Genomic DNA, 25,684 nt, shown 5'->3' with positions numbered 1-25,684 from the left:
CAGTATCTTCTTGGAGTGTCCAATCGACGGCGGCGGAAGCCCGGCCGCACCACAGCGAGGTAGCCCATGAGGATCTCGGAGCTCAGCCGCAGCACAGGCGTGCCGGTCGCCAGCATCAAGTACTTCCGCCGGGAAGGGCTGCTGCCCGCCGGCCGGGCCACGGCCGCCACCCTGGCCGAGTACGGGGAGGAGCACGTCCACCGGCTCCGCCTGATCAAGGCGCTCACCAGCCTGGGCGGGCTGTCGATCGCCGCCACCCGCGAGGTGCTCGCCGCGGTCGACCGCGCCGACACCACCGACGCCGCCCTCGGCGCGATCAGCTACGCCCTGCCCGTACCGGTCGCCGAGGCCCCGGCCGGGGACTCCGGCCAGGAGGCCGAGGCCGAGGCGGCCGCCGAAGCGGACGTCGAGAAGCTGATCGCGGCCATGGACTGGCAGGTCCCCGCCGCCTCCCCGCACGTCCGGGGGCTCACCACCGCGCTCAAGCAGCTCCGGCGGCTCGACGCCGGCTACCGGCCCGACGGCCTCCTCCCCTACGCCGAGCTGGCCGACTCCATCGCCCGCCTCGACCTGCGCCGCGCCGCCGCCTTCCGGGAGTCGGCGGCGCTGGCGGAGCAGGCGGTCGTCGTCTTCGCCCTCTCCGCCCCCGTCCTCGAACTGCTGCGGCGCCTGGCCCAGGAGGACCAGGTCCGCCGCCGCATCACGGCCGACGGCCCCGACGCCGGCTGACCTTGCCTGCGTGCGCGGACGTGTCGTCAGCGGTCGGCCCGTTCGGCCCGTTCGGCCTGGGCGAGCAGGGGTTGTGCCCAGTCGGGAAGAGCGCTCGCAGCGGGCCGGGGTGGACGCGGGTCGCTGGTGATGCCGATGCCGCCGGCGGGATCCCCGTAAGTGAAGTTCGCCGACCACCACAGCCAGGAGCGGGCGAACACGGTGGTGCTCCAGGCGAGCGCCAAGCCGCCCCGCTGGGCGGGCAGCTCGTACCAGTAGCTGGTCAGTACCACCGCACGGGAGACCGCCTCGTCCGTGTCCGCGGGGCGCGAGTCCGCAGTCAGGCCGGCGGCCAGGACAGACGCCGCGAACCGGTTGTCCGCGAGCAGCCCGCCGGCATCGCACACGACCGCGTCCAGCAGTGCCGGCGGTAGCTCCAGGGCTGCCTGTTCCAGTCTGGCCAGCAGCGCAGCCGTGTCCGGATCGGCGGCGGTTCCCTGGTCGGGTGGCGTCGCGAGGTCGCGGAGGAGTGACGGTGCCGCCGACCGGGCTCCGGCGGCCAGCACCCGCAGGTACGCCAGCACGCGCAGGGTCTGCCACCGGCACAGTGTGTCGAGCAGCGCGACCCGTGAGGAGCGGAACGCCGGCCGGACGGGCCACGGCGCGGCCCGGACCTCGTCCCCGAGCGCTCGCAGCCCGGCGGGGACGGGTGCGGGGAAGACGAGGCGCTGCCCGGGACCGCCGAAGCGGGGCGGCGCCGAGCGATAGCCCGGCCAGGCGGCCGGCTCCGGATCCGCCTGTCCCGTCCCGCCAGTCATCTGCCTCTCCGTCCTTCGGGGTGCGCCATTCGGCGGCGTCCTGGCCGCCCGCGCTGCAGGAGGTGCCACAGCGCGGGCAGCTGAACGCCCTGGAGCTACCTCGCCGGCCTCCACCTTCGCGTCGCGGTGGTCTGGATCACAACCCGTTGTTCTCCACAGAGGTCAGGCAACGTGAGCCTAGCGGCGGGTGTCCACCACGGAGCGGAGTTTGCCGCTGGTGGGGCTGCGGTCCAGCGACGCGCCGTCGACCGGCTCGACCGCCAGGTCCAGCAGCCGCTCCGACACCGCCGAGCGGAGCTCCGGGTAGCCGGCCAGGAAGACCTCGCGCAGCCGCTCCGGGTCCGTCCCGGCGGTCCGCTCCACGCGCACCGTCAGCCGCTCCCGGGCCTCCCCGTTGCCGAGCAGGATCTGCAGCTCGCCGCGGTGGCCGCCCTGCTCCTCCGCCAGGGACACGAAGCGGCGGTGGTTGAGGGAGTACGTAGCCACCCGCATCACGTCGCCGGTGCGGCCCTGCAGTTCGAAGCGCGGGGCGTGGCTGCCGCACGGGCAGCGGCCGGGCACGGCCCGCCCCAGGTCGCCGATGACGTACCGGCCCAGCTGCTGGCCGCGCCGGGCGTGCGTGGTGAACACCAGCCGGCCCGTCTCGCCCGGCGCGACCGGCCGGTCCGCGTCCGGGTCGAGGATCTCCATCGTGTGCAGGTCGGCGTGGAGGTGGTGCACGCCGCCCGAGCTCTCGGTGCACTGGTAGCCCAGCGGGCCCAGGTCGGTGCTGCCGTAGGTGAGGGAGCGGACCGCCTCGATGCCGAACTCGTCCTTCAGCGTGCGCTGCTGCTCCGGCGTGAAGTGCTCGCCGCCGTAGAACACCTTGCGCAGGCCCCCGTAGGCGCGCAGCGCGTCCGCCTCCGCGTGCAGCAGCTGCCACAGGTACGACGGCATGCCGAAGAGGGTGTTCGCCCCGTGGTCGATCAGCGCCTGCGCCGTCGCGCGGTGGTCGGGCCCGGCGGCCAGCGGGAGCTGGACCCCGCCGAGCCGTTCCAGGATGGAGAAGAAGCTGATGAAGCTGCCGTACATGCCGCCGCAGTAGAAGAGGTTGGCGGTACGGTCCCCGACCGGGTCGTAGCCGGCGGCGAGCAGGCCGCGGGCCGCGGCGTGCATCTGCGTGTCGTAGTCGTCGTAGCTGAACAGCGACAGTGCCGGGGCGCCGGTGCTGCCGCCGCTGTGGAAGTACAGCTCCGCGTCGGCTCGGCCCACCCGGCCGTTGCGCTCCTGCACCTCCTCCTTGCCGAGCAGCGGGCCGGCGGGCGCCGGCAGGACGGCGGGCCGGGCCAGGTCGTCCAGGCAGGCGGCGGTCGCGAACCGGGCCGGGTCGGCCTGCACCGCGACGCGCCGGCTGTAGCGCTGCAGCGCGTACACCCCGTCGTGCGGCTCGCCCGCGTAGCTCTCCAGCATCGCGCCGACGGGCGTGACCCGGGTGACGCCGGCGGCGAGGGCGGTGCGCGACAGCTCGGCCGTGTCGGTCCGGCTGCCGGCGATGCCCGCGGTCTGCAGGTAGCGGCGCATCGGCCGCAGGGTCGCGATCATCCGCTTGCGCGGCAGCGGCTTGACCCACACGCTGCGGTGCAGCGGGGACGCCGCCAGCGGGGACCGGGTGTCGGCCATGACCCGCCACGAGCCGTCGGCCGCGGCGAACACCCGGGTCAGGCCGAGGTGTTCCTCCAGCCGGGCCACCAGCTCCGTGGTGGTCAGCTCGGCCTCCTCGGCCGGGTCCCGGTCGGCGTCCGCGACGCCGGGCGGGGGGTTTGCCGCGGACCGGGCCGCGAGGACGCCGGCGAAGCGCTCCGCGAACGCGAAGACCTCGGCCTCGTCCTCGGTGTCCAGGTAGACGACCTGCGGGCTGGAGCAGGCCTGCTGCTCGTGCCGGCACACGTCCTCGGCGAGCGCGCCGAGCGTGTCCGGGTCCGACCAGGCGTCGGCGGTCAGGTAGGCGAAGGAGATCCGGTGCCCCCACTCCACCAGCCGGCAGCCGGGCGGCACATGGGCGGCCACCCCCTCGACGGCGGCCTCCCCGCCCCAGACGGCGACGGCGTCCGCGGGCGCGCACATCAGGCGCAGCCACTCCTGCCGGGAGGAGCCGAAGCGCAGGACGACGATCCGCGCGGCCAGCGCCCCGCTGGGGTCGAGGGCGGCCAGCTCGGCCATCAGGGCCTGGGTGAAGAGGGTGTCGGCGCTGCTGGTCTTGAGGACGTTGACGTTGCCGGCGAGCAGGCCCTCCACGATGCTGAGCGGGGCGACGGTGGCCGCGTTGCCCGGGGCGATGTGCGCGACCATGCCGACCGGCGCCCACGCCTCGTACACCGCCTCGCGCGCATCGGGCCGGTTCAGCCGGCCGGGCGCGGCGCTGCCCAGCTCCCGGCGCAGCTTGCGGGTCAGCTCCCGGCGGCCGAGGTGGTGGCCGAGCTCGGCCAGGAGCGCCGCCGGGTCCTCGTCCTCGGGCAGGTGCGCCGCCAGCCGGGCGTGCACGGGGTGCTCCGGGTCGAGCAGGGCCGAGGCCAGGGCGTCGCAGGCGGCCAGGACGGTCCCCGTCTCCAGTGCGGTGCCCAGCGCGGCCTCGACCGCGGCCGGGAGCCCGGCGAGCCGGCGCCCGGCCTCCTCGTCGCCGATGAAGGAGCCCTGCCAGAAGTGCGGTGCGGCGGGGGTCGGCCCGCCGCCGTTCTCGTACGCGGTCACGGTCTCGGTCTCGTTCACGGTCTCGGTCACGCTCGTGTTCTCGCCGGTGGTCGTCGTCACGGTCACGCCATTCCCTTCATCAGTTCCGCGGCGGCCACCGCGCAGCTCCGGTTGCGGCTCACCCCGGCCCGGCCGTGGACGGTGAACCAGGGGGTCCGGAGCCCGCAACCGCAGGCGTCCCCCGGCCGGAGGGAGGCCAGGTCGCCCATGACCACGCTCTGCGCGGGCACGGACGTGATGTACGGCGACACCAGGTGCAGGTAGCCCCGCTCCCCGTACGGCAGCGGCTCCAGGGTGCGGGTGGAGCGGATCGTCACCCGCGACCAGACGGGCGCGTGCAGCCGGTGCCGCTCGCACTCGATGTACGGGATGCAGTGCTCGACCGAGCCGAAGGTGTCCCGGATCCGCTCGCCGGGTATGCCGAGCTGCTCGGTGACCCGGGCGTACAGCTCCTCCTTGCCGATCTGCCGGTCGGCATGCCCCTTCCAGCCGCCGCCGAGGACGACGAGGGAGCCCTCGGGCAGCCGCAGCGGCGGCACGCCCATGGCCCGCATCCGCTCCAGGGTGAACCACAGGAAGGCGGGGAAGCCGAGGATGCGGACCGGTGCGTCGTCCTGCTCGAAGCGGCGCAGCGCGGCGATGCAGCCGAAGGGGTCGAACTCGTGGTCGCCGCCCGTGCCGCCGCCCGTGTTGCGCAGGGCGTACTCGACGCTGCGCGCCGGGGCGAAGTCGCAGAGGTAGTTGTCGGTGAAGGCGGTCCCGAGGTTCAGCGACGGGGCCGGCTCGTAGCTGTACAGCAGGTAGTTGACCTCCTGCTCGGGGGTGATCCAGCCGTTCCGCTCGAAGATGCGGGCGACCATGCGCTGGGCGGAGCGGATCGTCCACCGGTCGAAGAACATCTGCGACTTCTGGCCGGTGGTGCCGGAGGAGGTCAGGTGCAGCTCGACGTCCTCGCGGGGGATGGACAGCACCTCGTGCCGCTTGAAGAAGTTCGCGTGGACCAGCGGCGTCCGGTACGGCTCGCCGCCCTCCGCCGCGGGCGCGGACGCGTACAACGAGCGGAAGAACGGGGACCGTTCGGTGTGCCAGGCGTTGATCTCCGCCATGGCGGCGGCGAACAGCTCGTCCTCCGCGGGCCCGTACGCGTACGGGTCGGTCAGGTCGCACAGCTGCTGCACGTGCGGCAGGAGGGCGGGGTCGGGCACGCCGACCGGGGCGAGATGGGGGTTCACGGGGCAACCTCGGGTGATGTGGGCAGATGGGTCGACGCCCAGGCCGACACGTAGCAGTCCAGGTAGGGCTGGAGGGGCGGTTCGACGGCGACTCCGCGGAAATCGATCCGCTCGGTGGAGCGGGACAGCACGACGTAGTCGTGGAAGCCGTCGCCGTCCGCCCGCATCGCCGGGTAGAGGGCGCCGGCGACGAACCCCTGGGCCAGGAAGGCCGCGAGGGCCTCCTGGTGCGCGAGCGGCACCAGGGCCTCGACGTATCCCGCGCCGGCGCGGGCCAGGGCCCGGGTGACGGGTTCGAGGTGGGCGGCCGCCGCGGCCGGGTCGGGGTGGGCGGTGAGCAGGGAGCAGTAGCCCCCGGCGCGGTTGAGGTAGGCGTACACCTCGAACCGGCCGTCCTCAGGGGTGAGCAGCACGTTCGGCGTGTGCAGCGGGTAGAACCAGCCCTCGGCGCCGGGGAAGTGGTCGCGGAACCGGCGCCGGACGAACGCCGGAGCCTCGATCACCTCCAGCCGGGTGGCGGCCTCCGCCGCCGGAGCCGCCCCGGTTGCCGTCACCCCGGTTGCCGTCGCCCCGGTGCCCGGGGCCGCGGTGCCCGGGGCCGCGGTCGGGGCCGCGGCGGCCCGGACCCCCGGGTAGCCGATGCCCAGCACGCTCTCGGCGGTCCGCAGCAACGGCAGCAGCGGGGCGGGCACTTCGGCGACGGGCATCCGGCGGTCGAGCACCCCCGCCGAGTGACGCGCGTAGAGAGCGAGGCTTTCGCGGCTGCTGAGATCCACCGCGTTGGGCAGGATGCCCAGCGGGCGGAAGCCGTTGCGGGCGACGACGCGCTGCGGGCCGGCACTGACCGTACGGACGGTGGCGTACACGGAGTCCAGCCGCCCCGAGTCCAGCATCCCGGCGCACAGCGCCTCGGTCAGGGCGGCGGCCAGGCCGCCCGAGCGGTGCTCGGGGTGCACGGCGATGCCCTCCAGGCGGCCGATGCGGCTGCCGGCCTCGCCGTGGATGGCGGCCGAGGCGGTCAGCGCCCCGGTGCCGGGGCAGCGGCCGACGAGCCACAGGGAGTGCGGGTCGGCGATGAGCCGGGCCATCTCGGCGGGGTCGGTGCCGAGGGCGACCGGGTAGTGGGGTCCGTAGACGGCGTAGTAGAGCTGGCGCAGTTCGGCGATGTCCGCGCAGGTGGCCGGGGTGATGACGGGGTTCACCGCGGGCCTCCCGCCGGCCGGGCGGCCGCGGCGCCGACGGCATCCGCCTCCGCGCTCGCTTCCGTCTCCGGGCTCGCTTCCGTCTCCGCGCTCGCTTCTGCCTCCGCCCCGGCGGGTTCGGGGTGGCGCCGGCCGAGCAGGGCCAGGGCGCAGGCGGCGGGCAGCAGGCCGATGCCCTGCACCAGGCACAGCGTCTGCGGCGAGAGGTGGTCGCCGGCCGAGCCGAACACCAGCGAGGCCACCGGCAGGGACGCGCCGAGCACGGCCTGCATCACGGCGAAGAAGCCGGGCTTGTCGGCGGCGGGCACCAGCCGCTGGAACAGGGCGACGAAGCGGACGCTGACGGCCCCGGCGCACCAGCCGGCGACGACCAGGCAGCCCGCGAACACCGGACGCAGCGGGGCCAGGCCGGGCAGGGCCAGGGCGACCGCCATCAGGCCCAGGCAGTACGCGCCGGCGACGGCGGGCCGGCCCGGGACCCGGGTGCCGGTGAAGGCGCCGATGAGCGCGCCGGTGCCGAGGGAGGCCTCCAGCAGCGCGACGGTGCCCCCGCCGCCCTGGAAGACGGAGCGGGTGTAGAGGGGGATGATGACGAACACGGCGGCGGTGAAGAGGTTCGCCGCGGTGAAGCAGATCAGGATGCTTCGTACGAAGGGCAGTTCGCCGAGGATGCCGCGCAGGGTACGGCGCTGCCCGGGCACCGCGGCCGGCCCGTCGGTCGCGGCGCCGCCGTCGGCGGGTGCCGGCCCGGGCGCCGGCCCGGGGTCCGCGGCGTGCGCCGCGGCGGTGCGGAACCGCGCGGTCGCGACCAGCAGGGCGGCGCCCAGGTAGGCGGCGGCGCAGCCGGCGGCCAGCCCGGCCACCCCGGCCCGGTCGACGGCCAGGGCACCGAGCAGGGCCCCGCCCAGCCCGGCCAGGGACTGGGTGGACAGCTCGAAGCCGGTGGCGGTCTCGATGTCGGCGTCGTCGACGAGCTCGGGCACCGACGTGGTCAGGCACGGGTCGAAGAAGGCCTGGCAGGTGGCCAGGGCGAGGGCGGCGGCGTACACGGCGGCCACCGGCAGGCCGCTGCCCTGCGCCCACAGGGCGAGGGCGGCCGCGGCGGCTCCGGCCGCGGCGGCGGCGGTCCGCAGCACCGAGCGGTGCGCGAACCGGCCGACGGCGCGGGCCACGACGGGCGCCAGGGCCACGGCGGGCAGGGTGCAGACGGCCATGAACAGCCCGGAGGCCAGCCCGCCGGCGTCCTGGACGGCGTAGGCGACGAGCCACCAGGACACGCCGACCTGGAACATGCGCACGGCCCCCTGGGTCAGGACCTGGCCCAGCCATACGGCCCCGAAGGCGCGGTTGCGCAGCACCAGCGGCAGCCGCCGCGCGCCGGACCCGGCCTCCGTGTCGGTCACGTGCGTGGCGGTCATGCGGTCGGCCTCTCGTCCAGGACGCGGACGAGCTTGCCCGAGCGCGGGTTCACGGCGAGGTCCCGGTGGCGGGCCCACTCCACGGACAGCGGGTGCACGAATCCGGCGCGCACACTGTCCGGGTACAGCGGCCGCACGGTCTCCAGCTCCGTGACGACGGCGTCGGCCAGCGCCTCCAGCCCGCCCGGTCCACCTGGCCCGCCCGGCCCGCCCGGCTCGCCCGGTCCGCCGTCACCGCGGCCGGCGTCCCCGGGCGCGGTCGCCAGCCGGAGCACGAGCCCGTCGCGGCCCTCCCAGCGGCGTACGACGAGCTGCATGCCGACGACGCGCCCGGCGGTGTCCGCCGCGGCCACCGCCTGCTGGGCGTCCTGCGTGTAGAGGGAGACGGGGCCGACCCGTACGCCCTCCTCGGCGCGGCCGAGGATCCGGAAGTGGCCCTCCCCGGTGCCCGTCCACTCGGCCCGGTCGCCCGCCGGATAGCGGATGACCGGCATCAGGCGCCGGAACAGGCTGGTGACGACGACCCGGCCGGGCCGCCCCGGTTCGGTGATGGGCTCACCGGTGGTGTCGTCGAGGATCTCGACGACCGAGTGCGGGGTGAAGGCCCGGTGCACGCGCGCGTCGGGGCCGGGCACCGGGCGGCCGAGCAGGCCCGCGTCCACGCTCGCGTATCCGACGGAGCGGGCCTCGGCACGGGGGAACGCGGTGGCCAGCAGCCGCCGCTGGTCGTCGAACAGGGCCTCGCCGCCGAAGAGCAGCAGCTCCACCGAGTCGAGCCGGACACCGGCGGCGACGACGTGCTCGGCCAGCCGGCACAGGGTGGTCGGCGTGCCGGCCAGCACCTGGGCGGCGAGGTCGCGCAGCGTGGGGACCGTCGACTCCAGCGGGGCGGCGCCGCCGATGGGCAGGCGGACGTTGTCCACGGGCGCGTGGGCGAGGGAGTCCAGGATGAACAGGAAGCTGGCGTACAGCTCCCCGGCGTAGAAGAGGTCGGCGACGCGGTGCCCCGGGCGCAGGCCCGTGTCCACGAGCCCCTGGCCGAAGGCGCCGACGAACGTGCGCCATTCGTCGCGGGTGTAGACCGAGAACTTGGGGGAGCCGGTGGTGCCGCCGGTCTTGTAGACCGTGGCCTCGCTGAGCGGGCCGGTCAGAACCCGGTTGTCGTGCAGGGTGTTGGCCGCCCAGAACTCCTGCTGGTCCACGACCGGCAGGTCGGTGAGGCGGTCGGCGTCCGGCGGCAGGGACGCGTAGAGGTCCCGATAGAAGGGCGAGTTGTGGCGGGCGAAACGTATGAGGTCCGAGAGCTGCTGGGCGGACATGGGCCTTTGCCTAGGTGAACGGGAACAGGGGCGGGAGCCCACCTCAGGGCGCGGCGGGGCCACGAGCCCCCCTGCGCATCGGCCGATGGTGGGTGCGGGGGAACCCCCGCGCCCCCGCCTCCTCGATGCACGCCGGTAACTGACGTGCAGTCACGATGATGGAACATCATTCCGGTAACTGCCAAACTGGCCAAATATTTCCGGCCGAGGCGACCTGAATCCGTGAGATTTCGCGTCGCGGGCCTTTGGTCGACACTCCCGGCGCAGGTCAGCCCCCCCGCCGCCCCGCCCGCCTCCGGACTCAAGCGCCGTTGTCGGGGCGCCCGTTCTGCCGGCCGGCGGACGCCTCCGCGGCCTCCATCGCCGCGATGCGCCGCCTGACCACCACCGTGGCGGCGGCCGCGCTCAGCGTGAAGGCCGCCAGCAGGACCGCAGGCCGGTCCAGCCTGTGCCGGGTCAAGTGGTCGGCCGAGAAGCACCCCGGCCCCGAGACCCCGAGCGCGGCGGCGACGAAGCCGAGGAACGCCGGGTACTCGAAGCCGCCGCCCTGCGCGAAGAACCCCGCCGGCGCGTGCACCGAAACGGCCCCGGCCATGGCACCCGCCGCGGCGGCGCCCGCCGCCGGGGTCGCGAGCCCCAGGGCGAGGAGCGCGCCGCCGCCCGCCTCGCCGAGCCCGGCCGCCATCGCGCTCGGGCGCCCGGGGATGAAGCCCATGTGCTCCATGGCCCGGGCGGTGCCGTCGAGACCGCCTCCGCCGAACCAGCCGAACAGCTTCTGCGTGCCGTGCGCGATCAGCACCCCGCCCGCTCCGAGGCGCAGGGCGAGCAGTCCGAGGTCCTTGCGACGGGTCAGCGGCATGGGGAGGCCTTTCGGACGAGGGGCATTCCCCGCAGGATCGGTCCGTTCCCCCGGGCCCCCGCGGCCCCACACCGTGCGGCCGGCGGAGCCCCACCGAATGGCGGACCGGCCGCCCCGGCCGACCGCGCCTGCCGCAGCCGGCCGGGGCGGGCAGCGGACCGGCTGGGCGTCAGGTCCCGCTGTCCGCCAGCCCCGTGGCGAGTCCCGGGTAGTCGAGGACGAGCCCGTCGCCGTCGAAGACCACGTCGCTGCCGAAGCTGCCGGACGAGTAGCGGACCCGGCCCCCGCCGAGCGGCGCGTAGGTCTGCTCGGAGGGGACCACGGCCAGGTCGGGCACGGACACCCAGGCCATCAGGAACCGCCGCCCGGGACCGGCCGCACCGGCCAGGTGCAGCCCGTGGCGCCGTACGGGCATGGTGTTGGTCAGCGGGCAGAGCCCGAGGTCGCAGTCGGCGGCCCCGTCGAGGTCGGGCCGTTCCCGCCCGTCGACGGTCCACCGGCCTTCCGCGTCCCGCAGCAGCTCCGTTTCGCGCACCGCATCGCCGGGTCCGTCCACGCGCACGTGCAGCGACCTGGTGACGTGGCCGGGCCCGGTCCGGAGCTCGTACGCGACCCAGTAGGGCCCGCCCTCCAGCGCCATGGCCCGGCCCCGCGCGTGCATCGCGTCCCCGGTGAACCCGCCCCACGCGGTGTCGTATCCCCGGGAGGCCGAGACGCGCCAGGTCCGGGTGAAGCGCACGAGATCGTTCATGCCCCGATCATCCCCGACCCGGCGCCGACCGCGGCTCCCGGTTCCGGGTGGGGTCAGCCCCGGCCGCGGGCCAGGGCCTCCTCCCAGACCGTGCTGGTGCCGAAGTGGTTGTCGTACAGCTCCTGCACCTCCAGGAGGCTCTCCAGCGGGACCTTGCCGAACCGGATGCGCTCCAGGTGCCGGAAGTACTCGAAGCGCTCGATGCCCGGCGTGATCACGACGAGCATGTCGGCCGTCTCCCCCGGGGCCGCCGCGAAGGCGTGCTGCGTGCCGGGCGGGACGACGACGAGGTCGCCCTGCTCCGCCGTGACCACCTGGTCGCCGGAGAGCAGGAGGGCGGTGCCGTCCAGTACGTAGAACATCTCGGCGGACCTGGAGTGGTGGTGCGGCCGGGCCCCGTTGGCTCCCTCGGCGAGGGTGACCCGCATCGTGGAGAGGGCGCCCCCGGTGGCGCTGCTGTCGGCGAGCAGACGGTTCGTCACGGACGTTCCGGCGCGCCGATGACCTCCGCGTCCGCGGCACGCACGACGACCGTGTCGTCGAAGTCGGGTATGAACAGTGACATGAGCTCCCCCTGAGTCGGTCGACCGCGGTGAATCTACCGGGCCGGTCCGCCGCCGGCGGGCTTGCGGGCCAGGTGGACCACGTCGGGGACGCCGCGGGCCACCGGGACCTCCTGCGTCCGCACCGAGGCGAACCCCGCGTCGCGCAGGGCCTGTTCGAAGGCGGGGGAGGGCTGCGCCGACCAGACGGCGAGGACCCCGCCCGGGTGGAGCCGGTCCAGGCACGCGGCGAGTCCGGCGGGGGAGTACAGGCCCCGGTTGTCCTCGTCCACCGTCCAGTCGGGTCCGTTGTCGATGTCCAGGCAGAGCGCGTCGTACCGGTCGGCGGAGTCCGTCAGGTAGGCCACCAGGTCGGTGTGCAGGACCTCGGTCCGCGGGTCGGCGAGGGCCTCGGCGGACACCGTGCCGAGCGGGCCCGTCCGGTGCCATTCGATGATCGCCGGCTCCCGCTCCACGACGGCGATCCGGCCCCAGTCCTTCCGTGCGGCGGCGCGCGCGAGGGAGAAGCCGACGCCGAGCCCGCCGATCAGCAGGGACGGTGCGGGGGCGCCCGGCGGCGGGTCGAGGGCGAGGTACGCGGCGTCGACGAGCAGCCGCTCCGAACGGCCGTCGGAGGTGTCCATCAGGAAGCAGCCGTTCGCGATGATCTCGTACGTGGCGCCCCGGCGCCGCAGCACGACCTCGCCGAACGGGCCTTCCCGGCGGTCCAGCGTCTCGGGGGTCTCCGGTGTGACAGATGCCTTCATGCGGGGTTCAACGAAGGCCCGGCGACGGGTGTTCCGGGCAGCCGGGCCGGTGTGGCGTGACACTGCGGCCCCACCCCACGGTCCGTCATGGGTGCGGCGCGGCCGCAGTGTTGGGCTCGCCCGCGCCCACCGCGCACCCCAAGGCGCCGGGTGGCCGCCGGCAGGGTGCGAAGAGGCTCGTGGACCGCCGGTCAGTTCGTCTCCCGCCCGGCCTGCTCCACGGGCGGGGGATCCCCCTGGACGCGGGCGTGCAGATGCTCGTCGTGCCAGCCGTCCGCGTGCAGCAGGGCACTGCGCAGCGTGCCCTCGAGGGCGAAGCCCGCACGCGTGGCCACCGTGCAGGAGGCGGTGTTGGCGACGGAGTGGGTGATGCGGAGCCGGTGCAGGCCCAGGTCCTCCAGTGCCCAGCGGCTGACCCTGGCCACCGCGTCGACCATGGCACCGCGGCCGCGGCCCGCGGGGAGCAGCCAGTACAGGAACTCCGCGCTGCCGCCGCGAAGGTCGACGTCGGCCAGCCCGATGAGGCCGACGGGGCGGCCGCCGTCCGGCTCGGCGATCGCCCAGATCACCGCCTCCTCGGCCTGCCGGCGCTCCTCCCACCGGGCGATCCTTTCGCGGGCCGCGTCCGGGGTCAGGTGCCCGGGCCGGTTCCAGTGCCGGATGTCCGGGTCGTGGCACGACTCCGCGAGGACGGGGGCGTCGTCGCGGGTCCACGGACGCAGTCGGAGGCCGCAGGGCAGGGAGAAGACCGGATGCCCGGCCCCGGCCAGGCGGCCCGGGGGCACGACGTCGGGTATGGAAACGATCATCCCGGCATCATGCCAGGCCGTCCCCGGCCGCTCTCGGTTTCCGGCCGCTCTCCGTCCTCCTCCGGTGCGGGATGCAGTACGTCCACGCCCCGGTCCCGCAGTGCGTCGACCACCGGGGAGTCGGCGGGGGCGTCGGTGACGACGAGGGTGACCTGCTCGATCGGGCAGATGCGGCCCAGCGCCGTACGGCCGAGCTTGTCGGCGGTCGCGACGAGGACCACCCGCTGGGCCGCGGCGACCGCGGCCCGCTTCACCTGGACGTCGTCGAGGTCGTAGGCGGTGGCGCCCTGGACCGGGTCGACGCCGCAGCAGCCCAGCACGAACGTGTCGAAGCACAGCTCCTGCAACGTCCGGACGGGGGTGTCGCCGTGGAAGGAGAGCTCCTCGGCGCGCACCTGTCCTCCCGGCATGACCAGCTGGATCCCGGGGTGTCCGGAGAGGGCGAACGCGGCGTGCAGGGAGAGCGGGGCGACGGTGAGCCGGCGGCCCGCCATCGCCTTGGCGACGGCCACGGCCGTGGTGCCGGTGTCCAGGGCCACGGTCTCGCCGTCCGTGAGCAGTCCGACCACGGTGCGGGCCAGCCGCTCCTTGGCCCGGCTCCCGGACATGGCGCGGACCGCGTACGGCGGCTCGACCCCGCCGGGCAGGTTGCTCACGGCGCCGCCGCGCACCCGGCGCAGCGCGCCCCGGGACTCCAGGACCTCCAGGTCCCTGCGGATGGTCATCTCGGACGCACCGGTGGCCCGGGCCAGTTCGGCCACCGTCGCGCGGTTCTGCTGCACGAGCAGCCCCACGACGAACTTGTGCCTCTCCATCACGTTCATGTGTCTGCTTTTAGCACAGAGAGAGTTTCAAACAGTAGGACTGTTGAAACGAACATCGATCACGCGTACTGTGTTCGAAAATGTGTGAAGTTCGCGCCGTTGTGAACATCGATTGTGTTCGCTGCGCGCATGGGCGAAAGGAGGGCGATGTCCGCCACCAGTGAGGCCGACCTGCGGGAAGCAGCGGGAAGATCCCTGCTCACGCCCGTCGCCGTCGCCGCCTCGTGCGTCGCGTTCGTCGTGATCGGAGCCCTCCAGGCGCTCTACGGTCCGGCGATCCCGGCCCTGCGGGAGGAGTACGGCATCGGCCCGGGCGCGGCCGGGCTCGGCCTCAGCGCCCACTTCGCCGGCGCGCTCCTGGGCGTGCTCGGCTACCACCTGCTGCGGGGGCGCCTGGACAACCGGGCGCTGCTCGGCGGCTCCGCCGTGCTCATGGCCGCGGGCACGGCGGCCTTCGCGTTCTCACCGAACTGGGCCCTCGCCCTGACCGGCGCCTTCGTGATCGGCCTGGGATTCGGCGGCATCGACTACGGCCTCAACCGGCTCTTCGCCGTCGGCTTCGGCCACCGCAGCACCGCCATGCTCAACCTGCTCAACGGGCACTTCGGAGTCGGCGCCATCGCCGGCCCGGCCCTCATCGGCCGGCTCGGAGCGGACGGCTACCCGGCGGTCTTCCTCGGCCTGGGCGCGGTCGGCCTGCTCATCCTGCCCGCCCTGGGCGGCGTGGCGCCGCGGGAGCCCGAACCGCCCGCGGCGGAGGGCGTGGCGGCGGGCGGCGCCCGGGTGGGGCCGGTCATCGCCGCGTTCACCGGGGTCTACGTGCTCCACGTCGCCATCGAGACGGGCGTCGGCGGCTGGGAGCCCACCCACCTCGAAGCCGTCGGATACGGAGCGGTCGGCGCGGCGACGGCCACCTCCGCCTACTGGGCCGCCATGACCGTGGGCCGGTTCCTCGTCGTGCCGATCGGCCTCCGCTGCTCCGCGCCGTCGATCCTGGTCGTCTGCTGCGCCGGCATGGCCGGATTCCTGCTGCTGGCCACCGTCCCGGCACTCGCCCCGTACGCGTACGTCGGTGTCGGCCTCGCGATCGCGCCCGTCTTCCCGACCTGCCTGCCCTGGCTGAACCGGGCCGTGCCCGGGGTGGCGGCGGCCGGGGCGTACGTGATCGCCGCCTCGATGATCGGCGGCGTGGCCTTTCCGCCGCTGCTCGGCGCGGTGATCGGTGCGATGGAGGTGGAGGCGGTACCCCTGGTGCTGTTCGGGCTCGCCGTCGCGTGCGCCGCCCTCAGCCTGTGGCTGCGTACGAACGCCCCCGCGACGCACGGAACGCAACGACCTCAACCCCCTGCACCACTGCAACCACCACAGCCACCTCAACCACCGCAAGGAGCGCAAGGAATGCGAGGAGCCCCGAGAAGATGGGACCCCGAAAGGTGAAAGCCGTCCTCTTCGACATGTTCGGCGTCATCGCACGCCTCCAGTCGCCCGGGTCCCGGGCCGTACTGGAGCGCACGGCCGGCGCCGACCCCGACCGCTTCTGGGAGGCGTACTGGTCCCGGCGCGCCGCCTACGACCGGGGCGACGTGACCGGCCCGGCCTACTGGCAAGGCGTCTGCGCGCAGCTGGACATCCCGCTCGACGACCGGCTGACCGAGGAGCTGATCGCCGCCGACCTGGCCAGCTGGAGCGAGGTCGACCGGCGCAGCGTGGACCTGCTGGGCGCGCTGGACGACCGCGGGGTCGTCCTCGGGCTCCTCTCCAACATCCCCGAGGAGCTCGCCGCCCGGTACGAGGCCACCCAGCCGTGGCTGGGCCGGTTCGCGGTCGTGGGCCTGTCCTGCCGCATCGGCAGCGCGAAGCCCGAACCGGCCGCGTACCGGTGGTGCGTTCGCGAACTCGGGCTGCCCGCCGAGGAGATCCTGTTCGTCGACGACCGTGCCGAGAACGTCCGGGCCGCACGCGAACTCGGCCTCCAGGGCCATGTGTTCACGTCCCACGAGGCGCTCGCGGCGGCGCTGGAGGCCGGGCTGGAGGCCGGGCCGGAGTGATGCGGAGCCGCGGCCGTCCACCCGGTGGGCCGGTGGCCGGCCGCGGCGGCGCGAGCGGCAACACGCAGTGAATTACGCCACTTCCGATGCGGAGGCGGGACGCAGGGCCGGGCGGCGCGCGGTGCGGGTCCCCGTGCGCTCTCCGGCCGGAACGGGGCGATCCGTTACGTACGGCGACGGTCCGGCACACAGGCTGTCGATCGTGACGCTCCGGACGGGGTGGCCGGATATCGCTGTTGTGGTGCGTTGGGGTGGACATGCCTGGCATGATCACGTCTCACGTTACTTGTCGGTAGCGTAACTTCCCCCCAACCAGAAGGTCTTACGTACGTGCGCATGCTCGCCAGACGCTTCCTGCTGCCCGGCATAACCACCCTGGCGCTCACCGTCACAGGCTGCTCTTCGGCCACGCACACCGGTGCCGCAGGCCCCACCGACCCGGCCAACCCCACCCCTGTGGCCGACGGTACGCAGCAGCTCGAGGTGGCCGCGGCCCCGCAGGACGCGCCCGCACCGGTGGAGATCGCCCGGGTCGGCGCCGGCAAGGGCACCCCGGAGAAGTCCGCGCTGAAGGTCGCCTCCTTCGACCAGAAGACCGGCCGGGCCGTCATAGCCACGGCCACGAAGAGCGCGGCCCCGCAGAGCTCGGCCCCGCAGAGTCCGGCCCCGCAGAGCTCGGCCCCGCAGAGCTCGGCCCCCACGAAGAACCCCCCGAGCTCCAAGGGCCCGCAGAACGCGCCCGGTTCGTCGGCCTCGCCGAGTCAGAGCCAGAACCAGAACCAGGCCCCGGCGGCCGACAAGCCCGTCACCGTCGGCGACGTCATCGCCAGCGCCCCCGCGCCCGGCGCCCCCAACGGCCTTCTCGCGAAGGTCACCGAGGTCGTCGGGAAGACCGACCGCGGTACCGAGGTCAAGACGGCCCCCACGACGCTGGCCTCGGTCCTGAACGACGACAAGGCCGACGGCAAGGTCCCCGTCGACCCGTCCGCGATCACGGTCGAGCCCCTGATGAAGGGCGTCAACTTCTCCTGGGCCAAGACCGGCGGCATGAAGTTCGGGCCCGAGGGCGCCAAGCTGCCCCTCGGCAACCTGCGGCTCGACGTGAACGCCCCGATCGAGACCGCCCCGGGCGCCCCCGTCTCGGCCGGCGCCTCGGTCAACGGATTCGTCCAGCTCGCCCCGACCGTGGAGTTCGCCTACGACGGCTCGGGCGGCGTCGGCCCGCGCACCGCCTTCCTCGGCATGAGCGGTGACTGGTCCTCGCAGTGGAGCCTCAAGGGGCACGCCGCCGCGAGCACCGGATCGCCCAAGCGGATCCCGTTCGCGAAGCTGCACGCCGCGCCCGTCATCCAGGTGGGCCCCGTCCCCGTCGTCGTCAACCTCGACCTGACCTGCTACGTCCAGGTGGAGGCCGACGGCCGCGTCACGCTCGAGGTCTCCCAGGACGTCAAGGGCGACTTCCGGGTCGGCGGCAGCTACGCCACCGGCAAGGGCTGGAGCCCGGTCAGCACCTCGAACGTCAAGAGCACCCCGGTGAAGGCCGAGGTCACCGCCTCCGGCAAGGTCAAGGGCGCCCTCGGCGCCGAGGCGTCCATCGGCCTGTACGGTGCCGTCGGCGTCTCCGCGGACTTCGCCCCGTACCTGCGCGGCGAGGCCGAGGCCAAGGCGTCCGCCTCGTCCGACGGCAAGACCTCCGTCAGCGGCTCGTGGGCCCTGTACGGCGGCTTCGACCTGAGCGGCAACCTCCAGCTCCAGCTGTCCCTGTTCGGTACCCCGCTGTTCGAGCGCAAGATCCCGCTGGGATCCCTCAACCGCGAGTGGCCGCTGGTCTCGGGCCGCACCGCGAGCTGACCCGAGCTGACCGCGAGCTGACCGAGCTGACCCGAGCTCACCCCTGCGGTCCCTGAGAGGGGCGGTACGGACGGCACACCCCGCCGCCCGTACCGCCCCTCACCCATGGCCGGGCCGGGCGGTTCCGCTGTCAGTGGGTGGCGCTAAGGTCCCCTCCGTACCGCAGCTCAGGGGGTGATGCGCGGGACGCGGGGGCCGCCGCACCGTACTTCGGCCACAACGACCGAAGGGGGCGGGACCACATGACCACCGGCACCACCATCAGCACCACGGCGGGCGTGCCCGACCGCGCGAGCGAGGCCGAACTGCTGCTCAAGGCCGGCGCGGTCCTCCCGTACGGGACCGGGGAAGCCGGTCCGGAGGCCGTGGAGCTCACCGCCCGCGCCTACCGCCACCCGGGCCTGGCCGACGACGGCCGTGTCGTGGTCCGGCTCGCCGCCGCCGGACTGGGCGCGGCGGAGGACCTCGCCGTCGGCTTCCTCGGCCTGGAGCCCGACGGCGAGCCGGCCGTCGTCGGCCTCGGCCGCCGCCGGACCCTCCGCTTCCCGGAGTGGCTGCTCGTCCACCATCCGCAGGACGGCCACCACGCCCTGGCCCTCGTACCCGAGCTGGAGCGGATCGCCCACCGGGCCAAGAGCAAGCCCAAGGCCGCCCTGGCAGCCTGCCACGACCTGGCGGAGCGGCTGGCCGGCTCCTTGCCGCACTTCCTGCCCCTCGTCTGCGAGGAGGCCGCACGCCTCTTCCTCTCCGTCGACAACCCCGCGTTCGCGGCACAGCTGTTCGCCCGGGCCCGCAAGAGCGAGACCAGCCACGGCCTCGCCGTCGACGAGGACCGCCTCGATGCCGTCCTCCTCGAATTCGCACTGGCCGGCGCCCTCCCCGTACGGGTGCTCACCGGCCACGGCAAGGACCTGGAGGCGCGGGTGCCCGCGCCGGAGGCGTACGAGCGCTTCCGCCGCCTGTGCATACGCCGCACCGTCGGCGGAATGGCGCCCTCGGCCCAGGCGACCGCCACCCTGCGCCGACTGGCCCGCGCGGCAGGGCTCGACCCGGCCGCGGCCGAGCAGGAGTTCCTCGCCGAACTGCTGCCGCTGCCCGCCTTCCCGCGGGCGAACGCAGCCTGGTGGAAGGCCCACAGGGCCGCGCTGACCGCCCTCGCCCGCCGGGAGCCCGCCGTGCGCGGCGCCCTGCTGTCCCTCGTGCCGGAGTGCGGCAACGACAACGGCGAGATGGCCGCCCTGTGGCTGGAAGTCCTGGAGGAAGCGGGCGCCACCGCCGCACTGGCCTCCGAGGCGCCCGCCGCCGGGGAACGCTGTGCCGACGGCACCACCGGCTGGCTGGAGCGGTTCCACGCCGCCCGCCACGCCGGCTGGGGCACCCGGCCCGAGCTGCCGCTCCTGCTCGACGTGGTGGAGCGTTCGGCCGACCGGCTGCGCACCGAACTGGCCGCGCCGGGCCGGGAGGAGCCGGCCCTGAAGATCGGGATCCAGGACATCGCCCTGCTCGACCGGCTCCTCTCCCTGGGCATCCCCGTCACCGCACCAGGGGACCGGGAGGCGCTCAACCTGAACGACTGGGCTGCCTCGGAGAAGCCGTGCGACCTCCTGGGGATCGCCGCCGACGAACGGTTCCGGTCCGCCCTCAAGCGCGGCCTGTACCTCTACCAGGACAACGAGTTCGCCCGGGACGTGATCCGGCGCCTGGCCGCGTCGCCCGGCGGCCGCCCGATGCTCGCCGAGTGGGTCCGCGAGGTGGCCCTGGCCTGCGCCGACACCGGACTGCCCGGGGTACCGGAGGCCCTCGGACGCCTCACCTGGCTGCCCGCCGAGGCACTGGCCCTCGCCGAGGAGGAAGTGGCCGCTGCGGCCGCCACCGACGTCGAGTCCCTGCTGGCCCGCACCCTGAACGGCGGACTGTTCGAAGAACTGACCTGGCCGGCCTGGGAGGAGGCCGTCAACGAGCTGGTGCCCGACCAGGTCAACCGCCACCTGACCGTGGTCGCCGCCTGGCCCCACCTGATCGTGGCCAACGAACAGCAGGTGCGGGTGATCGACGCCCACTCCACCGTGCTGGTGCACGACCTGCGCACCCCCGGCACCGCCCACCGATCCCTCGGCTTCCACTACGTCGACGGGGCGCTGCTGGTCTGCTGGCGGCCCTCGTACGGCAACAGGGAGGCGCAGGGCTACTGGCACACCGCCCCCGACCGCATCTTCACCGTGGACACCGGCAAGGACCCCTGGCGGCTGAGCCTCCGGCACACCGCCCTGCCGCTGGGCGGCGGCGGTCTCACCACCGGTGCGGGCGTCCTGCACCGCGGCGACACCGCGCTGCCGGACGAACGCCCCACCGTGTCCGACGGGCACGCGTACTGGGTCTGGGACGGCACGGACGATCCGGCCGGCTGGGCGGCGTACGACCCGGCCGCGAACACCGTGGGCCGGCGCTCCCTGCCCGGCTTCCTCGCCGAACCCCTCCGCGGCCTCCCGGACGGCAGCACCCTGTGCGCGGGCAGCAGCTGGCTGCGGCCCGCGCCCGCCGTCGAGGGCTCCGTGCTCGGGGCCCCCGTCGACGGCGTCCTCGGCTGGCGCGTCGTCGACGTGCCCGGCGAGGGCCACCGGGCCTGCGACACCGCCGGACGGACCGTCACCCTCCCCGGGGGCGAGATCCCGCTCGCGGCGGTCGCCTTCCCCGGCGACGACCGCCCCCGCGCGCTGTCCGTGCACAGGGGACGCTTCCGGCTCACCGACCCGCAGGGGATGGCCACCGCCGAGGCGCCCCACGGCGTCTCGCGCACCGCCGCCGGCGTCAACGGACTGCCGCCCGCAGGACACTGGTTCTGCCTGCGTCCGCGCGACCCGGAGGGTTCGGCGGCGCTGCGCGCGGTCGACCGGGACGCTGCGGCCGCACTGCTCGCCGCGGCCGCCGCGGCCCGGGAGGCGGCGGGTGGAGCCCGGGAGGCGGTGGGGGCCGAGGGGGCCGAGGGCCTGCCCGCCCCGGTCCGGGAGGTGCTGCCGAAGATCACCGATCCCGTGCTGGTCCGGGGCGTCGCCGACTGGGTCGGCTTCGCCCTCGACCAGCGGACCGCCCTGGAGGCCGTCTCCGCGCGCCTCGCCTCCGGTGCGCAGGACGAGCCGGACCGGAAGTTCCCGCCGGGCCCCTCGGACCACGACCTGGACCAGGCGCTGTCCGGCCTGACCGGAGCCCTCCAGCACGGCTGGGGCGGCGGCGAGCACGACGGCGTCTTCCGCGTCCTGTCCACTCTCGCCGAGGCCGCGCAGGACACCGGCGCGGCCGCCGTGCCCGGCCGGCTCCACACCGAGATGCCCGGCCTGCCCTTCACCGCACTTCAGTGGGCCCCGCTGCTGGAGCAGCCGGCCGCCCTCGCCTACCGGGCGGTCGCGGTGGGCTCCACCGACGAGCAGCGGCAGGCCCTGCTGGCCCTGTTGCGGAAGGCCGACGGCATGGGCCTGGCCTCCGCGGTCGGCGGCCGGTGGCGTCTGGCCCGTATCCACCTCGCCCACCGCGAACTCCTGAACAAGCCCGTCACCGCTCGCCACCCGTACCACAGCAGCATCCTCCCCCTCGGCGGCGGGGCCGTCCTCGCCACCGGCCGGGACTGCGAGCCGAAGGGCGACGGCCACGAGCTCGGGGTCGTCCAGCACGACCCGGCGGGCCGGTTCACCGTGCCCGACCCCTACACCCTCTGCCGCCACAGCCTCCTCGGCGATCCCACGCGCGAGCCCGACTGGCTGACCCGCTTCCTCGACGAGGCCGCGGAGCGGGGCCCCGCACCCTGGCTGCCCGCGGCCGCCGAGGAGTTCGCCCGGCTCACCGGCGTGTCCGGCACCCTGGCCCGGCTGGTGGTCGCCGGCCTGCCCGCCGTGGACCACCACGAGCGCAGCTTCCTGACCGCCGGGCAGCGGGAGGCGATCGGCGTCAAGGCGGGCGATGCCGCCGTGGCCCGGGACGACCTCAAGCGGCTCAGCGCCGACCTGCGCCGCTCCCTGGTCGCGGCCCTGCTGCCCGCCGATCCGGCCCGGCTGTGGACCGACGGCCCGGACGTGGCCGCGGCCGCCGCGCTGTGGAACCGGCGGGTCGGCCGCCGCGTCCCGGTCCCCGAATGGCTGACCACCGAGGCCCACCGCGGGGTCGCCACCCGCTGGCCCGCCGTGCGCTCCCTGCCCGCCGTCCTCGCCCCGGCCGCCTCCCCGCCGCTGAGCACCGACACGCCCTGGGAGGTCAGGGACGGCCGGGCGGTGCACCGGGCCGCGGACGCCGAGGTGTTCTCCCCGAACGTGCTGAGCGGCGCGGTGGGCATGGCCGCCTGGCTGGCCCACCGGTTGCCGGCCGGCGACCCGCTCCGGGCCCTCCTGCCGTCGGCGCTCACCGCCGTACGGCAGCGGCTCGCCGCCCCGCAGCTGCTGCTGGAGCTCGGCGCGTACACGAACGCGGCCGAGTTCCGCGCCACGGCCGGCGCTCCGACCCGTACGGCGGAGGGCTTCGAGGAGTACGGGGCAGTGGTCCTGCCCCACACCGAGGGCGCGGCCCGGCCGGCGCTGCGCCCGACCCTGCTCGACTCCACCGGCGGCGACCCGTACCTGCCGCTGCTGCGCCGCGCCGACCAGCAGCCGTACCCCGTGGAGACCGCCCTGCGCTGCGCCCGGGACCCGCAGTACGCGGCGCTCCTCGCCGACCCGGGCGCCCCGGCCGCGGGCGGGGTGGACAAGGAGGGGACGTGGTGGCCGCAGGACCCGGGCCGGTCGGTGCCGGAGCTGGCGGCCGAGGTGCAGGCGGCGCACGGCGTGGGCGCGGACGCGGCGGTGCTGTACCTGATGCTGCTGGCGATGCCCGACCCCACCGACCGGAACACGGCCCGGTGGACGGGCTGGAAGCCGGCCCGCCTGAAGGCGGCCCGCGCCGAACTGGCCGCCACCGACCTGGTCGTCACGGCCAACCGCACCCGGGCCGGGCGCACCCTGTTCCTCCCCGGCGGCTGGGTGGAGCCGGCCTCGCCCTGGCTGCCGCTGGAGGAGTGGAAGGCGCCGATGTACGGGCTGCTCGCCGGTCGGGTGCCGCTCCTCGGCGTGCTGGTCCCGGCCGAACCGGCCGCGGACCTCTACCGCAGGGCCTGGCAGCGGGTCCGCGAAGGCGACGCGCCCCGGTTCGCGGAGCTGAAGGTACGGCGCGGCCGACGCCGCTGAGCCCCGGCCGCCGCGCACTGCGGCGGCCGGATGCGGCACCCCGGGCGGCGGCCCCGTCGGCGCGGAAGGGCCGTCAGCCGAGGCGGGTCGGTGAGGAGGCGGACGGGGCCAGGAGGCGGGGGGCGCCCGTGCCGTCCGCCGGGACCGTCCACACGTCCGAGGTGTCCGCCGCGCCCTCGGCGGGCAGGGCGTACGCCACGGTGCGGTCGTCGAGCCACAGGGCCTGGTCGTCCACGCTGTGCTTCTCCGCGAGCGGGTGCTCGCGCAGCGTCCGCAGGTCCATGACGTGCTCGCGCCACAGCTGCGCGCCGCCCTGCACCCGCTTCTTGTACGCGATCCGCGTCTCGTCGGGGGACAGCGACGGGCACTCCACGTTCCGGGCCAGCGCAGTGACGCTCCGCTGCGCGATCGAGCCCTTCACCAGGTACGTCTGGCCGGCCGTGGCGAGCGTGGCGTAGAAGGTGTCGTCGTCCTTGGCGAAGGTGACGCCCCAGAAGTTCACGTCCGCCGCGGTGTAGGGCTTGCCGTCGAGCACGACGGAGAACTTCTCCAGGTCCCCTTCCAGGGCCCCGGTCCGGGTGTCCGCGATCGCCGTACGGGTGGAGAAGAACGCCGAGCCGTACGACTCCCCGGACACGAAGACGGTCCACGCGGCGAACCGGCCGCTCGGGGAGACCCGGGCCCGGGAGGGCGTGCCCGCGAGCGGGAAGCTGCGCACCGTGCGCAGCTCCGGGTCGACGATCACGGCCCGGTTGTCCTGGGCGAGCGCGCCCGGCGTGGAGACCAGGCACACCCCGGTGCCGGCGGCCGCGTGGAAGCGCTTGCAGTTCAGGCCCGAGGCGGTGCGCTCGCCCTGGGGTTCGCGCGCCGGGACCGAGACGAGGGACCCGCGGTGCGGGCCCTGCGCGCCGTTGAGGAAGGCCAGCCCGTCCGGCCGGTCCAGGGTGACCCGGCCCTCGGCGACCGCGGGGTCGCCGTCCCGGGTCTGCTCGGTGCGGGCGGCGGCGCGCACCACCAGCACGACGGCGAGCCCGCCGAGGAGCAGCACGGCCAGGGCGAGTACGAGCAGGCGGCGGGAGCGCGTCATCGGGTTCCTCAGGGGCGTCGGGCCGCGGCGGGAGCGCCGTCCGGTCCCGTCGGGCGGAGTACGAGGCCGGCGACGGCCGCGCAGCAGCACAGGCCGGCCGCGGCGGCGGCGAGCGCGGGGCCGGGCCCCCACAGCGTCCACGCGCCGCCGAAGGCGAGCGAGCAGCCGAACCGGGCCAGTGCCTGGCCGGTGCCGACGACGGCGAGCCCGGTGGCCCGCAGCCGGGCGGGCACGGCCGCGCCGACGGCGGCGGGCAGCACCCCGTCGGTGGCGGCGTAGAACATGCCGTGCAGGGCGAGGACCAGGAACGGCAGGGCCGGCCGGTCGGGCGCCCACAGCAGCAGCCCGTACCCGGCGAGCAGGAGGGCGTGCCCGGTCAGGAACACCGCGCGGCGCCCGATCCGGTCGGCGAGGACGCCGGCGGGAACGGCCAGCAGCAGGAAGACCGCGGCGGTGCCGAGGGGGAGCAGAGGGAACCAGCGATCGCCGATCCCGGTGCGGTCCTGCAGCAGCAGGTACAGGAAGGCGTCGCTGACGGTGGTCAGGCCCAGCAGGGCGGCGCAGGCCGTCAGGGCGCGCAGCCGGGGCAGGCGCAGCAGGGTCAGCGCCTCCCGCAGGCTGACCGCCTCCGGCCCCGCGGCCGCATCGGCGGCCGGGGCTGCGGGCAGGGCTGCGGCCGGGGTTGCGGCCGCGGATCCGGACTTCGCCCGTCCGGTGCCGGACCCGCCGCCGGGTCCGCCGCCGGACGGGACGAACAGCACGAGCACCACCACCCCGAGGGCGGCCACGCAGCCGCTGACCCCGAAGACGGCGTCGTACCCGTCGACCGCCGCGCCCAGGATGAGGAAGGCCGCGAGGGGGCCGAACAGGGCCCCGGCGGTGTCCATGGCGCGGTGTACGCCGAAGGCCCGGCCCTGCGCCTCGGGCGGGGTGGACAGGGAGATCAGCGCGTCGCGCGGGGCGGTGCGCAGCCCCTTGCCGGTGCGTTCCAGGGCGAGGACGACGCTCACCGGGCCGAGGCTGTGGGCGAGTAACAGCAGGGGCTTGCACAGGGCGGACAGGCCGTAGCCGATGCCCGCGATCAGCTTGTGGTTGCGGACCCGGTCGGCGAGGTGGCCGCCGGTCAGCTGCACCAGCGCGCTGACCCCGTTGTACAGGCCGTCCAGCGCGCCGAAGCCGAGCGGGCTGAGTCCCAGCCCGGCGACCAGGTACAGCGGCAGGACCGCGCTGACCATCTCGGAGGAGACATCGGTGATCAGGCTGACCGTGCCCAGCGCGAGGACGGCCGGGGCGACGGCGCGGGACCGGGCGGCGGGCCCGCCGCCCGGTACGCCCTTGGTGCCGCCGGGCGCGGAGCGGTCCGCCAGGTACATGCGCTTGCAGCTCCCGATGCCGACGGTCCGGGCCGCGCGGACGCGGCCGTGCATGGGTACGTACGTTCGCCCACGCGAGGGAACCCTAGTGGGTGTACGGGCCAACCGGGCGGCGTACGGCGGGATTCGGCCGTGACCCGCCCGG

At 75.2% G+C, this 25,684-nt stretch carries 18 protein-coding genes and 1 pseudogene; 5 read left to right on the top strand and 14 right to left on the bottom strand.

Annotated elements, in window-relative coordinates; translation table 11 throughout:
- Positions 1–66: 66 nt before the first annotated feature.
- Complete coding sequence (locus tag ACIQUT_RS23310) at positions 67–729, top strand: MerR family transcriptional regulator (protein WP_403565281.1); 663 nt, start codon at positions 67–69, stop codon at positions 727–729.
- Between the two features lie 26 nt (positions 730–755).
- On the opposite strand, the gene ACIQUT_RS23305 is transcribed toward ACIQUT_RS23310, so the two are convergent.
- The 12 genes and pseudogenes from ACIQUT_RS23305 to ACIQUT_RS23250 form a co-directional block, all read right to left on the bottom strand.
- The gene (locus ACIQUT_RS23305; RefSeq protein WP_403565279.1) at positions 756–1,526 is read right to left on the bottom strand and encodes a hypothetical protein; all 771 of its coding nucleotides are present in this window, start codon (positions 1,524–1,526) and stop codon (positions 756–758) included.
- A gap of 177 nt (positions 1,527–1,703) precedes the next feature.
- Positions 1,704–4,313: an acyl-CoA reductase gene (locus ACIQUT_RS23300; protein WP_403565277.1), complete on the bottom strand. Its 2,610-nt coding sequence runs from the start codon at positions 4,311–4,313 to the stop codon at positions 1,704–1,706.
- 2 nt (positions 4,314–4,315) lie between these two features.
- Positions 4,316–5,485: an acyl-protein synthase gene (locus ACIQUT_RS23295; protein WP_403565276.1), complete on the bottom strand. Its 1,170-nt coding sequence runs from the start codon at positions 5,483–5,485 to the stop codon at positions 4,316–4,318.
- Positions 5,482–6,687, bottom strand: a complete 1,206-nt coding sequence (locus ACIQUT_RS23290; protein WP_403565274.1) for a GNAT family N-acetyltransferase — start codon at positions 6,685–6,687, stop codon at positions 5,482–5,484. Before ACIQUT_RS23290 ends, ACIQUT_RS23295 begins: the two co-directional genes overlap by 4 nt.
- Positions 6,684–8,105, bottom strand: coding sequence for an MFS transporter (locus ACIQUT_RS23285; RefSeq protein WP_403565272.1), 1,422 nt, complete (start codon positions 8,103–8,105; stop codon positions 6,684–6,686). Before ACIQUT_RS23285 ends, ACIQUT_RS23290 begins: the two co-directional genes overlap by 4 nt.
- A complete protein-coding gene (locus ACIQUT_RS23280; protein WP_403565270.1) occupies positions 8,102–9,424 on the bottom strand; it encodes a phenylacetate--CoA ligase family protein in 1,323 nt (440 codons plus the stop codon). The genes ACIQUT_RS23285 and ACIQUT_RS23280 overlap by 4 nt, the downstream gene beginning before the upstream one ends.
- A gap of 301 nt (positions 9,425–9,725) precedes the next feature.
- Positions 9,726–10,283 (bottom strand): DoxX family membrane protein, encoded by a 558-nt coding sequence (locus ACIQUT_RS23275; protein WP_403565269.1) that lies wholly within the window; start codon positions 10,281–10,283, stop codon positions 9,726–9,728.
- Between the two features lie 169 nt (positions 10,284–10,452).
- Complete coding sequence (locus tag ACIQUT_RS23270; protein ID WP_403565268.1) at positions 10,453–11,034, bottom strand: putative glycolipid-binding domain-containing protein; 582 nt, start codon at positions 11,032–11,034, stop codon at positions 10,453–10,455.
- A gap of 53 nt (positions 11,035–11,087) precedes the next feature.
- Positions 11,088–11,599: pseudogene (locus ACIQUT_RS23265) on the bottom strand (cupin domain-containing protein).
- 33 nt (positions 11,600–11,632) lie between these two features.
- Positions 11,633–12,343, bottom strand: coding sequence for a spermidine synthase (locus ACIQUT_RS23260; protein WP_403565267.1), 711 nt, complete (start codon positions 12,341–12,343; stop codon positions 11,633–11,635).
- 191 nt (positions 12,344–12,534) lie between these two features.
- On the bottom strand, positions 12,535–13,152 hold the full coding sequence (locus ACIQUT_RS23255; RefSeq protein ID WP_403565265.1) for a GNAT family N-acetyltransferase: 618 nt from the start codon (positions 13,150–13,152) through the stop codon (positions 12,535–12,537).
- A complete protein-coding gene (locus ACIQUT_RS23250) occupies positions 13,149–13,976 on the bottom strand; it encodes a DeoR/GlpR family DNA-binding transcription regulator (RefSeq protein WP_403565264.1) in 828 nt (275 codons plus the stop codon). The genes ACIQUT_RS23255 and ACIQUT_RS23250 overlap by 4 nt, the downstream gene beginning before the upstream one ends.
- Positions 13,977–14,123: 147 nt before the next feature.
- Between ACIQUT_RS23250 and ACIQUT_RS23245 the strand changes: the two genes are divergently transcribed.
- From ACIQUT_RS23245 to ACIQUT_RS23230, 4 genes are all read left to right on the top strand, one after another.
- Complete coding sequence (locus tag ACIQUT_RS23245; RefSeq protein WP_403565262.1) at positions 14,124–15,413, top strand: MFS transporter; 1,290 nt, start codon at positions 14,124–14,126, stop codon at positions 15,411–15,413.
- Positions 15,395–16,024, top strand: a complete 630-nt coding sequence (locus tag ACIQUT_RS23240) for an HAD family hydrolase (protein WP_403565260.1) — start codon at positions 15,395–15,397, stop codon at positions 16,022–16,024. Before ACIQUT_RS23245 ends, ACIQUT_RS23240 begins: the two co-directional genes overlap by 19 nt.
- Before the next feature lie 336 nt (positions 16,025–16,360).
- Positions 16,361–17,875, top strand: a complete 1,515-nt coding sequence (locus tag ACIQUT_RS23235; protein ID WP_403565258.1) for a hypothetical protein — start codon at positions 16,361–16,363, stop codon at positions 17,873–17,875.
- A 242-nt stretch (positions 17,876–18,117) separates the two neighbouring features.
- Positions 18,118–23,079, top strand: coding sequence for a DNA-binding protein (locus ACIQUT_RS23230; RefSeq protein ID WP_403565257.1), 4,962 nt, complete (start codon positions 18,118–18,120; stop codon positions 23,077–23,079).
- Between the two features lie 73 nt (positions 23,080–23,152).
- Here the strand turns inward: ACIQUT_RS23230 and ACIQUT_RS23225 are convergent, their stop codons facing one another.
- Both ACIQUT_RS23225 and ACIQUT_RS23220 read right to left on the bottom strand, forming a co-directional pair.
- The gene (locus ACIQUT_RS23225; RefSeq protein ID WP_403565255.1) at positions 23,153–24,166 is read right to left on the bottom strand and encodes a TolB family protein; all 1,014 of its coding nucleotides are present in this window, start codon (positions 24,164–24,166) and stop codon (positions 23,153–23,155) included.
- A gap of 8 nt (positions 24,167–24,174) precedes the next feature.
- Positions 24,175–25,539 carry an MFS transporter gene (locus ACIQUT_RS23220; RefSeq protein ID WP_403565358.1) on the bottom strand — a complete coding sequence of 455 codons (1,365 nt, stop codon included), beginning with the start codon at positions 25,537–25,539 and terminating at the stop codon, positions 24,175–24,177.
- Between the last annotated feature and the right edge of the window lie 145 nt (positions 25,540–25,684).

It is taken from the genome of Streptomyces sp. NPDC090445 (genome assembly GCF_044769385.1).
In the GTDB taxonomy this organism is placed as follows: domain Bacteria; phylum Actinomycetota; class Actinomycetes; order Streptomycetales; family Streptomycetaceae; genus Streptomyces.
Note: the sequence above shows the minus strand (reverse complement) of the source record. Positions and strands in the feature narration are given on the sequence as shown.